At 47.2% G+C, this 13,720-nt stretch carries 13 protein-coding genes; 2 read left to right on the top strand and 11 right to left on the bottom strand.

Annotated elements, in window-relative coordinates; all coding sequences use genetic code 11:
* Positions 1–13: 13 nt before the first annotated feature.
* The 3 genes from fis to AKL11_RS14755 form a co-directional block, all read right to left on the bottom strand.
* Positions 14–346 carry a DNA-binding transcriptional regulator Fis gene (gene fis, locus AKL11_RS14765; RefSeq protein WP_095210411.1) on the bottom strand — a complete coding sequence of 111 codons (333 nt, stop codon included), beginning with the start codon at positions 344–346 and terminating at the stop codon, positions 14–16.
* The gene (dusB, locus tag AKL11_RS14760; protein WP_301335659.1) at positions 343–1,446 is read right to left on the bottom strand and encodes a tRNA dihydrouridine synthase DusB; all 1,104 of its coding nucleotides are present in this window, start codon (positions 1,444–1,446) and stop codon (positions 343–345) included. Before dusB ends, fis begins: the two co-directional genes overlap by 4 nt.
* Positions 1,447–1,753: 307 nt before the next feature.
* A complete protein-coding gene (locus AKL11_RS14755; RefSeq protein WP_067518796.1) occupies positions 1,754–2,329 on the bottom strand; it encodes an ATP-dependent zinc protease family protein in 576 nt (191 codons plus the stop codon).
* A 179-nt stretch (positions 2,330–2,508) separates the two neighbouring features.
* Between AKL11_RS14755 and AKL11_RS25220 the strand changes: the two genes are divergently transcribed.
* Positions 2,509–2,784: a hypothetical protein gene (locus AKL11_RS25220; RefSeq protein WP_157673584.1), complete on the top strand. Its 276-nt coding sequence runs from the start codon at positions 2,509–2,511 to the stop codon at positions 2,782–2,784.
* Here the strand turns inward: AKL11_RS25220 and AKL11_RS14750 are convergent.
* The 8 genes from AKL11_RS14750 to AKL11_RS14715 all read right to left on the bottom strand — a co-directional run bounded on the left by AKL11_RS14750 (position 2,750) and on the right by AKL11_RS14715 (position 11,027).
* Positions 2,750–3,667, bottom strand: a complete 918-nt coding sequence (locus AKL11_RS14750) for a DUF3426 domain-containing protein (protein ID WP_067518794.1) — start codon at positions 3,665–3,667, stop codon at positions 2,750–2,752. The two genes, AKL11_RS25220 and AKL11_RS14750, sit on opposite strands and share 35 nt — an antisense overlap.
* 310 nt (positions 3,668–3,977) lie before the next feature.
* Positions 3,978–4,865 carry a 50S ribosomal protein L11 methyltransferase gene (gene prmA / locus AKL11_RS14745; RefSeq protein WP_067518792.1) on the bottom strand — a complete coding sequence of 296 codons (888 nt, stop codon included), beginning with the start codon at positions 4,863–4,865 and terminating at the stop codon, positions 3,978–3,980.
* Between the two features lie 319 nt (positions 4,866–5,184).
* On the bottom strand, positions 5,185–6,525 hold the full coding sequence (gene accC / locus AKL11_RS14740; protein ID WP_067518791.1) for an acetyl-CoA carboxylase biotin carboxylase subunit: 1,341 nt from the start codon (positions 6,523–6,525) through the stop codon (positions 5,185–5,187).
* Between the two features lie 10 nt (positions 6,526–6,535).
* Positions 6,536–6,982, bottom strand: coding sequence for an acetyl-CoA carboxylase biotin carboxyl carrier protein (gene accB / locus AKL11_RS14735; protein WP_067518783.1), 447 nt, complete (start codon positions 6,980–6,982; stop codon positions 6,536–6,538).
* A 184-nt stretch (positions 6,983–7,166) separates the two neighbouring features.
* Positions 7,167–7,613, bottom strand: a complete 447-nt coding sequence (aroQ, locus tag AKL11_RS14730; protein ID WP_067518781.1) for a type II 3-dehydroquinate dehydratase — start codon at positions 7,611–7,613, stop codon at positions 7,167–7,169.
* Positions 7,614–7,807: 194 nt separating this feature from the next.
* Positions 7,808–9,634 (bottom strand): protein-disulfide reductase DsbD, encoded by a 1,827-nt coding sequence (dsbD, locus tag AKL11_RS14725; protein ID WP_067518779.1) that lies wholly within the window; start codon positions 9,632–9,634, stop codon positions 7,808–7,810.
* A 137-nt stretch (positions 9,635–9,771) separates the two neighbouring features.
* Positions 9,772–10,299: an inorganic diphosphatase gene (gene ppa, locus AKL11_RS14720; protein WP_067518778.1), complete on the bottom strand. Its 528-nt coding sequence runs from the start codon at positions 10,297–10,299 to the stop codon at positions 9,772–9,774.
* An 89-nt stretch (positions 10,300–10,388) separates the two neighbouring features.
* On the bottom strand, positions 10,389–11,027 hold the full coding sequence (locus tag AKL11_RS14715) for a trimeric intracellular cation channel family protein (protein ID WP_095210410.1): 639 nt from the start codon (positions 11,025–11,027) through the stop codon (positions 10,389–10,391).
* 169 nt (positions 11,028–11,196) lie between these two features.
* Between AKL11_RS14715 and AKL11_RS14710 the strand changes: the two genes are divergently transcribed.
* The gene (locus AKL11_RS14710; protein ID WP_067518777.1) at positions 11,197–13,623 is read left to right on the top strand and encodes a hypothetical protein; all 2,427 of its coding nucleotides are present in this window, start codon (positions 11,197–11,199) and stop codon (positions 13,621–13,623) included.
* Positions 13,624–13,720: the final 97 nt, after the last annotated feature.

Below are 13,720 nucleotides of genomic sequence, written 5' to 3'. Positions count from 1 at the left end.
TTCAGGCGTAAACTCAAAGCAGACCGAACTGTTTCAGCTTTTTGCGCAGTGTTCCACGATTCAGACCAAGCAGTACAGCGGCGCGTGTCTGGTTGCCTTTGACGTAAGCCATGACCGTTTCCAGCAATGGAGCCTCTACTTCAGATAGAACCATCTGATAGACGTCGGTTACATCCTGCCCATCAAGATGAGCAAAGTAGTTGTTCATTGACCGTTCAACACTGTCGCGCAGAGTTTGAGACTCTGGTAGCTGCGTTGTTGTATGAGTCGTTGAGTGAGTGGCGGTGTTGTTTTCCCCGATTCCATTCACCGGATGACCTTCTGTTATTACCTGTGTTGCTGTCATGCCGCTATGACCTCTCCGTTGCCTTTTCGCTGTGCTTTTCTTTGTGAAGTAGAAAAACGTTCAAAATACGTTTGTATGCAGGTGTGCTGATCTTGTGAAGACTCCAGCTTATTAAAATCCCGGCGAAACTCCAGACCGGAAGGCTGATTCTGCATGTACCAGCCTACGTGTTTCCGGGCGATTCTCACGCCCTGTACTTCTCCATAAAATGCATGCAGTGCACTCAGGTGATCCAGAAGGATGGCCTGAATCTCACTTTGTTCCGGTGCAGGCAGTCTTTCTCCATGTTTCAGGAAATAATTGATCTCCCGGAAAATCCAGGGTTGCCCTTGAGCAGCACGACCAATCATCAAAGCGCTGGCACCGGTGTAATCCAAAACGTATTTTGCTTTTTCCGGAGAAGTAATGTCTCCATTTGCAATCACCGGTATGTTGACCGCCTCCACAATTCGGGCGATGGTCTCGTATTCGGCATCCCCTTTGTACATGCAGGCGCGGGTTCGACCATGTACGGCCAGAGCGGCAATGCCATACTGTTCTGCCAGTTTGGCAACGTCGACACCGTTACGGTGGTCCGGATCCCAGCCGGTTCGAATCTTAAGTGTCACTGGTATGTCTACGGCCGCGGTGACCGCTTTCAGGATGGACTCCACCAGGTCAATATCTTTCAGCAATGCCGAGCCAGCGGCTTTATTACTCACTTTTTTCGCTGGGCAGCCCATGTTCAGATCGACAATCTGGGCGCCGAATTCCTGATTCAATCGCGCGGCTTCTGCCATTTGTTGGGGATCTCCCCCCACAATCTGAACCGATCTGGGTTCAGACTCGCAGCTGTGATCCATCCGCAACCTAGACTTGCGTGTGTTCCAGAGCTTTGGATTACTGGTCACCATTTCCGAGACCGCCATACCTGCACCCATTTTCAGGCAGAGCTTGCGAAACGGACTGTCGGTAACCCCCGCCATGGGCGCCAGTATCACCGGGTTTTCAATCGAGTAAGAACCAATAACTAATTGCTTGGACAAAACAGTACCTGACAACGGGCTGATTTGAGTCAGAGCAGCCTCTGCCTGATGAATAGGAAATGAATCCTCCATCATACCCGCTCGACTTCATGCGATAAAGTCGGGCTGATCAATAAGTGATCAGTTTTTGCCGCAGCATTTTGTGCGCAATAGCTCACCAGAACTGATGGGCAATGGCTATCACTCCTTGCTATCCCAGTTATTCTCTAAGATGCGGATTCATAATAGAGCGATTGCCCTGCTCATTTTTTGATATAAGTCAGCAAGACCATCGTTCTATTAAAGAATCGTGAAGATGTCTGTTTATTGTGCGGTTAGCAGAGGATATTTTTGGTTGAAGTGGCTTTTCAGTTGTTTATTGTATGTCGGTCATCAATTTTCATTAAGGATAACTGCTGGCCAGTTCTTCCTGAAGTGTTGAGCAGCGACGGCTGAGAAGAAACTCCTCCGCCAGATCAATCACGGCAATATCTTTAAGTGTATTAATGCCCAATAGAATGGGGTTTTTGAATCGGGAGCGGGAGGTTAAGCTGAAATCCGTAGTGGTTTCTATAGGGCCAATGCGTATTTGCGTTTCAATCACCGGACGCTTTTGAGGGCTGCCATGGTGCGTCTGAATATAGGCAAAGCGCTTTAGTGGACGAACAATGGATATCATTTTGTTGCTGTCAGCGGCTTCCGGGATTTGGAAATGTACCCAGATAGAACCGTTTTTTCGGGTTTTTAATTCAATGTTTCTGGCATCCATAGAGGAAAGGGTTGAGCCGGAATCAATCAGCGCATTCAGTTGCGTTTGACGGTTTCCTACCTGATTAACGCGTTCCTGAAGGCCCACGATATAGCGATCTCCCGCCATACAGTGTTTAGTATCGACTTGGGCATGAACGGTGGCTGCCAGCGAGGGCAGGGTTAAAAATAGAGCCAGCAGGTATTTGGGTAGCTGGATGGAATACGACATAACTTCCTCCACGAAGGTACTGCAATACGGATGCCTTCTTCTCTATTAGGTTTAGCTGCTGGGAGGTGGTGTGGAGAGTTTCTTGAGAATGCCTGCCGGATTTCTGTCAGATGGAATATGGCGCTTTGGATCTCTGGAGATTGCAGCCATAATCTTGCTGCTGATGGGTAGAGGTTTTTATGAGTAGATTCAGGTTTTCATGGCTGTTAATACCAGCGTTTTTTCTATTGGAAGTGGTTCTGATGAATCACCTTTCTCGCCCGGATAACTTTCCACTCAGTTTGAACCCGATAGAGGCGTTGAGTGGCATCGCCTTTACCCTAAGCTATTTCCATGTTCCTGTAGTGATTGCCTTTGCTCTTGCTGTGTTGATATTGGTAATTCCAGCCTGGTTGATAACCAGACTGGTGATGTGGGGAGTCAGGAGCTTTTGGCAAAAGTTAGCTGATAGCTAACTGCGCTGGGGCCAGGGTCCATTATTTCAAGCCCGAGCCGAATAGGTTGATCAGCTGGCATGGCGTTGGATCCAGCCAGCTCTCCACCCAGATATTCAGAAGGTGAAAAGGCTCGGCTGGCAATTAACCGCCCATTAATATCCGTAAAGGTTAACTGGATGCTGGGGTATGGTTGTGTGTGACCAGCGTCATTGATAATCACCGCATCAATCTGCAATGCCTGACTGTTTTCGGGATGGGTTCGTACCACCAGATCCAGACTGCGGATGGCTTTAATGTTCACAAGTGGCGGTAGTTCGCACTGTAAGGCACTGCAAATCAGAGTATAGGCCGGTCGCAGCGTTGTATTTAAAGCCAGCTGGTTGCGATTGAACCAGCCGTATTGAGCAATCAAAGCCGTTGCCAGCACAAAGACCGTCAGTTTAAGAAGTGGGCTGTTTTGTCGAGACCGCTTGCGCAGCCCCGGAATCTCATCGTCATCCTCTTCATCATGATCATCAGAATGGTCATCAGATTTGTAAATGAGTGTTGAAACGGTTTCATGATGATAGCCATCGTACTCAAGTGGCGGCGTAGAAGTTGCCACTTTAGCTTTGCTGGAAGCTATGTCGGCTGTTGGTGACGCTGTTGTTTTAAGAGCTTCTGTATTTTCGCTGCTTACTAGTACATCGTGTTCTGTTTCAAGCGCAGGTAATGGTTCTTCAGAAGCAGTAGTGACCATTGAAACCGGCTGTTTTGCAGGTAGACGCTCCAGTTGTTCAAGTGCATTAAAAACCTGCAGACAGGAGCCGCAGCGTACAGAGCCTTTGGCGGCTTTTAACTGTACGTTCGTTATGCGGAACGATGTCTTGCAGTGTGGACAAGTGACACTTGAGGGCGTCATGTTAACTTCATACCGATGTTCAAATTAATCATTAATTAGATCAAAGCCCTTGATCTTTATCCAGTCCATTGATGCATATCCCCATCGCCTTTCAAGTTGCTACGTTGTTGTCAGCGTTCGCTCACCCCGATCACCTACTACTTGTAGGCTACTACTGACAACGTTCCTGACGTTGTTCAGCATACACTCCATCCTTGGAGTTAACGGTGCCCGAGGGCCTAAAGGCTTCGCTCACTTGTCGCCTAGTAGCAACTTGAAATCCAATGGGTATAGTCGTTACTGACTATGCATGGTGTTTCAGGTTGTCTGCTTATGCTCGCTTGGTGCCTGAGAGCATTGCCCAGCCATCAAACGTGGTGGGTGGCTCCATATCAAACCACTGCTTGTAAGTCTGAATGATCTCCTCAGCTTGCTCCGACAGAATGCCTGACAGTGTAATAGAGCCGCCGGCCTTTGTCAGTCCAGCCAGTTTTGGGGCCAGTTGAGTTAACGGACCAGCAAGAATGTTGGCGAGGACAACATCTGCGGCTTCAGCAGGTTCATCATCAGGCAGAAATACATCCAGTTTGCTGGCGGAAATCGTGTTCCTTTTCGCATTTTCAATGGTGGCTTCCAGAGCCTGAGGGTCGAGATCAACACCAATAGCTGACTTCGCGCCCAATAACAAAGCGGCAATGGCCAGAATCCCTGAGCCGCAACCGTAATCAATGACTTCTTTGCCTTTCAGGTTGGCCTGTTGATCCAGCCATCTGAGGCAAAGTGCAGTTGTCGGGTGTGTACCTGTGCCGAAGGCCAGACCGGGGTCCAGCATCAGGTTGACGGCGTCTGGGTCAGGTACCGGTTTCCAGCTGGGGCAAACCCACAGGCGATCACCAAACTGCATGGGATGAAAGTGAGTCATCCACTCCCGTTCCCAGTCTTTGTCTTCAACAATTTCGACTTTATGTTTTGGAAATGGATCAAGCCCGGCGTTTTCCTTGAGGAAGGGCACAACATGGTCAACAGAGGTCAGGGCGTCAAATAATCCGATGACGACGGTGTTATTCCAGAGTGGAGTTGTGCCCAATTCCGGTTCGTAAACTGGCTGATCTTCGGCGTCCTGAAGTGTGACCGCAGAGGCGCCAACTTCTAGAAGCAGGTCTTCCAGACGGTCAGCGTGGTCAGAGGTGGTGTTGAGTCTGACTTGAATCCAGGACATCGTATTTTCCAGAATAATAGACAATAAGCACTTCACTGACCTTTTGGCGAGGTTGTCGCAAAACTCCAGAAACCTCGTTCCCATGCTTCGCGTGGGAATGCATACCTCTTAATTTTCAAAGAGATAGATGTATGGGTTCCCACGCAATACCCAAAGGGCATAAAAGCATGGGAACCAGGGCTTTTGCGACAACCTCTTGGCGCGTGAATTCATAACGCATAACGAGGGTATTGTAGCTGAGCCCATATCTTTCATAAATAGACAAAGGGTGCAGAAAAAAACAAAGGCCTCGTTTGAGGCCTTTGGTGGGAGTGCAGAATCAATCTGCAAGTTTCTTCTCAAGATAATGAATGCTGACACCGCCTTCTTTGAAGTAAGGGTCAGTCACCAGTTCCTGGTGGAGAGGGATATTGGTTTTGATGCCTTCAATCACTGTCTCATCCAAAGCATTCTTCATGCGAAGCAGAGCCGTTTCACGATCTGGTCCGTAGCTAATGATTTTGGCTATCAGGGAGTCGTAATAAGGCGGTACGCTGTAGCCATTATAAATGTGACTATCCACTCGAATACCATTGCCACCCGGAGCATGGAATTGCTTCACGTTGCCAGGGGATGGCATGAAGGTTTTCGGGTCTTCAGCATTGATACGACACTCAAAGGCATGACCTTTCAGCTCAATATCTTCTTGCTTGACGCTCAAAGGCATGCCACTGGCAATTCGCAGCTGCTCTTTGACGATATCAATACCGCTGATCATTTCTGTTACTGGATGCTCTACTTGAACCCGGGTATTCATTTCAATGAAATAAAACTCGCCGTCTTCATAGAGGAATTCAAAGGTGCCGGCGCCTCGGTAACCCAGTTCGATACAAGCGCGGGTGCAGGCGCTGGCTACTTCCTGACGTTTGTCTTCAGGAATATAAGGCGCTGGTGCTTCTTCAATGACCTTCTGGTGACGGCGCTGCAGGGAGCAGTCACGGTCGCCAAGGTGAATGGCATTACCTTGACCGTCAGCCAGTACCTGAAATTCAACGTGACGTGGGTTTTGCAGAAACTTTTCGAGGTAAACCGTATCGTTGTTAAAGGCCGCGCCGGCTTCCGATTTGGTCAGTGCAACAGAGCTGATTAGCTCGGCTTCTTCATGCACGACCCGCATACCGCGGCCACCGCCACCACCGGCAGCTTTGATAATAACTGGATAACCAATTTTCCGGGCAATAGACAGTGTTTTCTGGTTGTCGTTGGTGAGAGAACCATCGGAGCCCGGCACGGTTGGTACGCCTGCTTTTTGCATAGCAGCAATGGCGGACACTTTGTCACCCATTAAGCGGATCACGTCAGCGGATGGCCCGATAAAGGTAAAGCCGCTTTTTTCTACCTGCTCGGCAAAGTCAGCATTTTCAGACAGGAAACCATAGCCCGGATGGATGCCGGTGGCATGGGTGACCTCGGCTGCGCTGATAATGGCCGGAATATTCAGGTAGCTTTCTGTCGGACTGTTTGGGCCAATACAGACAGACTCATCGGCCAGATGCAGGTGCATCAGGTCGGCATCGGCCTTGGAGTGAACAGCAACGGTTTTAATGCCGAGTTCTTTGCAGGCTCTTAAAATTCTAAGAGCAATTTCACCCCGGTTCGCAATAACAACTTTATCGAGCATGGTGCGACCCTCAGGCAATGGTGAACAGAGGCTGGTCGTACTCAACAGGCTGACCGCTTTCAACCAGAACCGCTTCAATGGTGCCGGATTTGTCTGCCTTGATTTGATTCATCATCTTCATGGCTTCTACGATACACAGGACATCGCCGTGCTTAACCTGCTGGCCTTCTTTCACAAAAGCGGAGGCGTCGGGAGAGGGTGAATCATAGAAAGTACCAACCATGGGTGACTTAACCTGATGACCAGACATCACCGGTGCGGCGGCAGTAGCTTCGGCAGCAGGTGCAGCTGCAGGAGCCGCAACAGGCTGAGCCATCTGAAAAGGTGCCGCAGCTACCGGAGCGCTTTTTGAGTAACGACTGATTCTAACAGACTCTTCACCTTCATGGATTTCCAGCTCATCAATGCCAGACTCTTCCAGTAGCTCGATGAGCTTTTTTACTTTTCTAATATCCATAGTTAGTCTCGAATGTTGAAACAGGCCGGGCGTGTAACCTTGCCGGTTGGGTTTAATACGGTTTGAAAGCGGGAGGTAGGTTGCTCAACCTGCTTTCAATGTTTAAATCTGGTTCGCAGGTGCGTATGGATAGAGGTTAATACCATTACGCACAATTAAAAATGCGGGTTTTCCCTGTTTTGCTTCAGGGGTTGTCAGTCAGTTTTTTAATGGCTGACGACAGTGCAAGGCTATAGCCTTGTGGGCCAAGGCCTGCGATAACTCCTTCTGCAATATCACTGAAATAAGAGTGATGGCGAAAAGGTTCTCTTTTGTGCACATTGGAGAGATGAACTTCAATGAACGGAATGCTCACGGCAAGAATGGCATCTCTCAAGGCTACGCTGGTGTGAGTAAACGCAGCTGGGTTAATAATGATAAAACGGACATTATCGAAGCCAGCCTGATGAACGCGCTCGATCAGCTTATGCTCAGCATTACTTTGATAGCTTTCCAGTTGCAGGTTTGCAGCGGAAGCTTGCCTGGTCAGTTCCTGATTAATCTCATCCAGCGTCGTTGAACCATAGACACCGGGTTCCCGGGTACCGAGAAGATTCAGGTTTGGGCCGTTGAGCACAAGAATGTCTGTCATTTTAATCCTCTTTTTGCGGCGTATTTCTTTAAAAGAAAGACACAGCGTAGTACCCGTCAAGCCAGTGAGGTTGTTTTAGATCAGGCATTTTGCCCCATTGTCAATGATGCGTCCAGCTTGTGCGTGTTACAGGAGGTTAACGACAGTTACGAAGGATTTCGAGACCGTTTCCAACATGTTTCTGTGAACTGTGTTCAAGTCTGACGGTTTAGTAGTGTCGTCAGTTTTTGATGAAGTTGCTCTGCCGTGATTTCGCCCTGACTTTTTAAAGCAGGCACTTCTTTACCGTTATCATCGAAAAACAGCATGGCTGGTGGACCGAATAGACTGTTTTGATTGAGGTATTGTTGGTGTTCACTGGTGTTGTCGGTGATATCCAGTTTGATCAGGGTGAGCTGATTGAGTTGATCAGTCACTAGTGGATCCGGGAAAACCGTCCGCTCAATCACTTTACAGGAAATGCACCAATCAGCATAAACGTCCACAAGGGCAGGTTTTTGCTGTATTGCCGCATCGGCCAGTAATGCATCAAGCTCTTTGAGGGTGGTGACCTTGGTAAAGTTTGATGTCGGCGCTGAATTACTAACGTTGCCAGAGCCAGAAGGGTGTGCAGTCATGCTGGTGGCTAAAGGTCGAAGTGGGTCTTGATTTCCCATAGCGCCACCGACGATGAGGCAGGTTCCATAAATCAGGCAGAGAATACCAACAGTCTGTTTCAATTTTTGGCTTGCAGCCTCTGTGTTCAGCTTAAGCGCGCCAGCGAAGATACCGCTGCCAATCAATAAAGCGCCCCAGAGAAGCAATGTTAATGGGGCAGGAATGATTCTTTCCAACATCCAAATGGCCACGCCAAGCAGCAAGACTCCGAAGAAAGACCGAATAGCGTTCATCCATGCGCCTGATTTAGGGAGCCAGTGACGGCCGCCAAGGGCGAGTGCAAAGAGCGGGATTCCCATTCCCAGCCCAAGTGCAAATAAAGTCAGGCCACCAAACAGAGCATCACCGGTGGAGCTGATATAAATAAGTGCACCGGCCAATGGTGCAGAAACACAGGGAGAAACCACAAGAGCGGATAACATTCCCATGACTGCTGCGCCTGAGAGACTTCCGGACTGTTGCTGGTTACCGCTGAGCTTTTCTCGAAGTTTTGTCGGAAGTTGAACTTCATAAAGACCGAACATACTTAACGCTAAGAGAACAAACAGTATGGCCATTGGAATCAATAACCATGGAGACTGGAGTTTTGCCTGTAAATTCAGGCTGGCACCAAACAACCCCATCAGAGTGCCAGCAACGGCAAAAGTGGCTGACATGGTTAAGACATAGGTGGAAGTGAGTGCAATGGTTCTACCCTTGCTTTGCTCTTTGGCCCCAAGAATCAGGCTGGAGAGAATAGGGAACATGGGCAGCACACAAGGAGTGAGGCTTAAACCAATCCCGGCAAGAATAAAGAGTATTAAGGCAACGGGGAGGCTGTTACCTTCCAGTTGCTGCTGGTAAATGCTGTCTGGAGCAGAGTTCTGAGACAGGCTAGCCTGTTCTGTAGAAGTGTTCATCGTGCCAGTATTCTGGGCAACCAGCGGGATCGTAATAGAGTGCGGCGGGTAGCAAAGCCCTGCTTTGGCGCATCCCTGAAAACCAACCTGTACTTCCGGCAATGTGCCAGCATTGGTAATTGGTAATTGAATGGTGAAATTCTGGCTGAACGTTTCCAGATCTTTGTTGTAGTAAGGGTCGAAAATTAATTCGCTGGTGGGGTAGGTCGCGTTGCCAAGGGCGGAAATATCCGATTGGGGGGTAAACTGAAACTGGTGCTTATATAAATAGTGTTCCGGCGTCACTTGGACATTAATGGTCGCCGTATTATTTTCCACCGTTCCTGAAAAATTGAAGGCTTCTTCCACTGGAAGAAAGTCCTGATTTTGTCCGCCAAAGAGTTGATCAAGGTTTGCCTGAGCGGACCATGGAAGAAAAAAGGCGAATAATAAAGTCCATATAAGGCGGATCGGGTGTTTTGGCATACAGGCTGCTGTTTATTGTGTGGAATGCTAATAATTGTGCAGTGATATAACGGATATGCAAGTGATAAGGCGTAAGCAGGGGGTAAAGAGCAAATGGGAACCTGAAGCCCATGAAGGCTTCAGGCAGTCAGAAGAGATCAGCCCTTGTAGTTTGCGGCAGACTTCTTGATAACTTCTTTAGCGGCTTCGGCGCCTTCCCAGCCATCGATCTTCACCCATTTGCCAGGTTCCAGATCCTTGTAGTTCTCAAAGAAATGCTCGATCTGCTGAAGCAGCAGTGGCGGCAGGTCGGTGTATTCTTTTACGTCTTTGTAGATAGCAGACAGCTTGTCGTGAGGAACGGCAATCAGCTTCTCATCGCGGCCACTTTCATCAGACATGTTCAGCATGCCCACAGTGCGGCAGCGGATCACAGAACCAGGAATCACCGGGTAAGGCGTAACCACCAGAACGTCCAGCGGGTCGCCGTCGTCCGCCAGGGTGTTGTTGATGTAGCCATAGTTGGCTGGGTAGAACATAGGCGTGGCCATGAAACGGTCCACCAGAATGGCGTCCATCTCTTTATCCACTTCGTACTTAATGGGGGCTGCGTTGGCCGGGATTTCGATAACAACGTAGATATCTTCAGGAATATCTTTACCGGCAGGAATGGATGCGTAACTCATCGACAGTCGATCTCTGTTTTGGGGGTCATGTTGAAATTGCTGCGTATTATATAAAGTTTGCTTCCGTATTTTCCACTTTGGTCTTAGTTTTATCGAGGAGTGTTGTTGTCAGAGTCCGAATCTGAATCATCAAAAATAAATTTTGGCAGTTCCAGAGCTTTATAGATAGCAAGAATCCTGAGCAGAAATCCGCAAATGAGTGTGATCAAAATGGCTGTGCTTGTGGTGAGTGGTGTCAGTATTAGACCAAAGTAGAGCCAGGCGGAAAAAAAAGCGATGCTGCCATAAAGTTCCTTTCTGAACACCAGCGGTAATTGATTGCACAGAATATCCCGAACAACCCCACCAAAGGCGCCGGTAAATACGGCCATAATGGAAGCAATCAGATAGCCGTGACCCAATTCCAGGGTTTTCTGAGCCCCAATAATGCTGAACGTGATCAAACCGATGGCATCCAGTACCAGGAATGTCTCGGTTAAATGGCGCACCCAAGGCCGTATAAAAAGCACAAACAGCGCCGCTGAGCAGGTGGTCAGCAGGTATTCAGGCTTGCCAATCCACACCATCGGGTGATTATCTAGCACTACATCTCTTAGGGTGCCACCGGCAAATGCAGTGGCACAGGCAATAATCAAAATACCGAACGGATCCATTTTTTTTCGACCAGCAACAATAGCACCCGCCATTGCTTCGACAGTGATAGCAAGAATGTAAAGAGTTTCAAGCACTTTGATGACCCTGCAGCTTTCTCGGAGTAATGGCTTTTATAATAGTTCCGTTTAAAGCGTTGTATTTCATAGCACTCATTATTCTTTAGTTTTAATTCGCTTTTATATAGCTACCCATCAACTAGACTTATTTTTTATATAGCGTAGGTGTTTTAAAAGGGATTTTCTTATGACATCGGTAACTTCAGGAGCCCCCACTCCTCAGCCAAGTCCTCTGACAGGAGGTCAGCAACCAGCAGGGAAGCTTGGTGACAAAAAGGTTGAAGTTTTGTCTCCTGGTGCTGTGGTCAATCATATGCCTAGAGGTTCTGGGTCGGGTGGAGATCCATCTGCTGTTACTGGTAGACGTGTAAAATTAGCACCTATAACGGATCCCAAGCCTGATGATGGGCTTTATGGTCAGAAAATTCCAGATGCAGTGCATGGTGCAGAAGGTGTGTCAAAAGCAGTTCTTGAGAGGCAGCAGCCGCAGAAACCTTCTCACTTAGATGATGACTCCGGTTTCTATTCTGAGGGAGAAGGTGACATTGTCGGATCTGATGACGGTGACATACCAGGAACTTTTAAGGTTGAGCCACCGACCCAAAACTTTCCTTCTACCAAGCTTGACCCTAAAACAGGTGTTTTGGATATTAGTGCTGATCCAGCTTTAGCGGCAGATGAATCCGAAGCGCCAACAGAAGCTGAGAAGGGTTTTTTTAAGTCCGCGCTTTCAAATATCGGAAAATGCTTATCGAAAATAGTGGATTTTGCGAAAAAACACAAACTACCGATCATGATTACGATGGGTATTGTTATAGGCCTTGCCTTGATGTTTGCATCTGGCGGCATGGCGGGCATACCAATGATCGGTGCTTTTGCTGTTGGTTATATTGTGACCACAATGAATATGTCGATTCTTTTATTTTATGCAATGGATGGCATGCTGAACCCGAAGGATCATCAAGGCGCTAATGGGAAAGGTGGAAAAGATGGTAAAAGTGGCAAGGATGCTGATAAGGTTGATGCGAGCTCAGATTTTGCTAAATCCAATGCTGCTGAAGATGAATTAAAGAATGGTGATGTTTTCAAGCTGCACCGTAAAGGTGAAGTTGATCCAGCCACCCGTCTTAAGCGCTCAGAGGCAGAAAAAATATCTCAAACTAAGGAAGACTTTGTACATCCATTCGCCTTAGATGAGTTTTATGAGTGGGTTGATAAGGCTCTTGGTTCTCTGAAAGACGAGGACAAATTTAAGGATTTCAAACAAGAGTTTCTTGCTTCGGGTGAAGTGCCCTCTATCGAAGACCTTGCTGCTTTAAGAACAGAGCTTGATAAACTTGGTCTGTCTTTGAATAACATTAAAGCGTTGGCTGGAGAGCCTCTTGAGGCTACATCTCATTCGTTAGCAGACCAAGCGATACGAATGGAGGCGATGGATAAAGAAATGGAGAAAGTCTTAGCCATATTACGTCCGAAAGCAAAGCAGCTGGAACCATGGTTAACCGGCCTGTTTAAAGCACTACCCAAAGGTAAATGGTTGCCTGATCAAAACAGTCTTACAGACAAATTTTTATCTCTTGATCCGGAACGTGATCGGTGGTCTATCCCAGAAGATGAGATAGCAAAGCTTGAAGCCACTGATATGACACGTAATGTCTGGAAAGCACTGAAAGAATATGAAACAAATTTATTAACCAATAGTCCGGCGACTTCAGCTAAACCGTCTGTGGTTTCAAATATGGATGAAGTTGCAGATCTTATTATTGAAGAAGGGAAATCCGTTTTAGAGAGAAAAAATTCTCATGTTCACCCTGCTCAGCCTGAAGGGGTGGGAAATGGAGAAGGGCTGGGTAGTGTGGATCTTAGTGGGGATGGTTTTGATTTTGGAAATGTAAAGAAAGCTGCGAAACAAGTTATTGATGCAATGGGTGATTTAGTCAATGCAGCGGAGCCGATTAAAGGGTCTGGACAAGATGGAGTTTCATCTTTTGGTGATGACAGCCCTGAAGAGTTAGTTCTACAAGTCTCACATAAAACCGGTTCTGTAAAAAGGAAAAAAAGCTCACGTAGAAGTGGTCAGATCGGAGATAAAAATGCTGATGTGGACGCAGAAAAGCCACAAGGCGTCAAAGGCGGCCTTGAGGTACTTGAGGCTATAGCAAAAAATAAAAAAGTGTTAAAGGTTGAGAGTTTCTGGGGCCTGTTTAAAAATGAAACTGGGTTTGATATTGATAATCCAGACAATACGAAGATTAAAGGGACTCTTATCCTGCTTGGACATGAACTTATCACAAAATTAATTTCTTTTGATGCAAACCCAAAGCCTTCGCTGACTCATCTTCATAGTGCAGACTCACAAAATGCTAAAGACTTGATGAAGGTATTGGTTGTTACCATGTTGAGTCACGCTAAAGATATTCTAAAGGCGGAAGCTGATAAGCCGGAAGGGCTTACTAGCAATAACAAGAAATTAGCAAGAGAGAATATAGTTAACTCATTTGGCGATAACGTTAATTTCAAAGAAAAAATGTCGAGTGTTGAATTCAGGGATAAGAATTTGAAAACAAAGATACCTGAGCTGCTTAAGGATTGGGTTAAAAAGTGGAATCCTTAGTTTGCTATTTTCGATAAGTAGTCGGAAATTAAATTGCGTTTATTGATTGTTAGAAGCTGCTGATCTGTAGCATAAACGAAACTTTTACCTTAATTAA

Source organism: Endozoicomonas ascidiicola, from assembly GCF_001646945.1.
Classification (GTDB): Bacteria; Pseudomonadota; Gammaproteobacteria; order Pseudomonadales; family Endozoicomonadaceae; genus Endozoicomonas; species Endozoicomonas ascidiicola.
This window is presented reverse-complemented; position numbering and strand designations above follow the sequence as displayed.

Excerpts from the sequence above, each read along its gene's own strand:
- aroQ (WP_067518781.1), bottom strand. The coding sequence starts at position 7,613 with ATGACAGACATTCTTGTGCTCAACGGCCCAAACCTGAATCTTCTCGGT.
- accB (WP_067518783.1), bottom strand. The coding sequence starts at position 6,982 with ATGGATATTAGAAAAGTAAAAAAGCTCATCGAGCTACTGGAAGAGTCT.
- dsbD (WP_067518779.1), bottom strand. The coding sequence starts at position 9,634 with ATGCCAAAACACCCGATCCGCCTTATATGGACTTTATTATTCGCCTTT.
- AKL11_RS14710 (WP_067518777.1), top strand. The coding sequence starts at position 11,197 with ATGACATCGGTAACTTCAGGAGCCCCCACTCCTCAGCCAAGTCCTCTG.
- dusB (WP_301335659.1), bottom strand. The coding sequence starts at position 1,446 with ATGATGGAGGATTCATTTCCTATTCATCAGGCAGAGGCTGCTCTGACT.
- prmA (WP_067518792.1), bottom strand. The coding sequence starts at position 4,865 with ATGTCCTGGATTCAAGTCAGACTCAACACCACCTCTGACCACGCTGAC.
- AKL11_RS14755 (WP_067518796.1), bottom strand. The coding sequence starts at position 2,329 with ATGTCGTATTCCATCCAGCTACCCAAATACCTGCTGGCTCTATTTTTA.
- accC (WP_067518791.1), bottom strand. The coding sequence starts at position 6,525 with ATGCTCGATAAAGTTGTTATTGCGAACCGGGGTGAAATTGCTCTTAGA.
- ppa (WP_067518778.1), bottom strand. The coding sequence starts at position 10,299 with ATGAGTTACGCATCCATTCCTGCCGGTAAAGATATTCCTGAAGATATC.
- AKL11_RS14750 (WP_067518794.1), bottom strand. The coding sequence starts at position 3,667 with ATGACGCCCTCAAGTGTCACTTGTCCACACTGCAAGACATCGTTCCGC.
- AKL11_RS25220 (WP_157673584.1), top strand. The coding sequence starts at position 2,509 with ATGAGTAGATTCAGGTTTTCATGGCTGTTAATACCAGCGTTTTTTCTA.
- fis (WP_095210411.1), bottom strand. The coding sequence starts at position 346 with ATGACAGCAACACAGGTAATAACAGAAGGTCATCCGGTGAATGGAATC.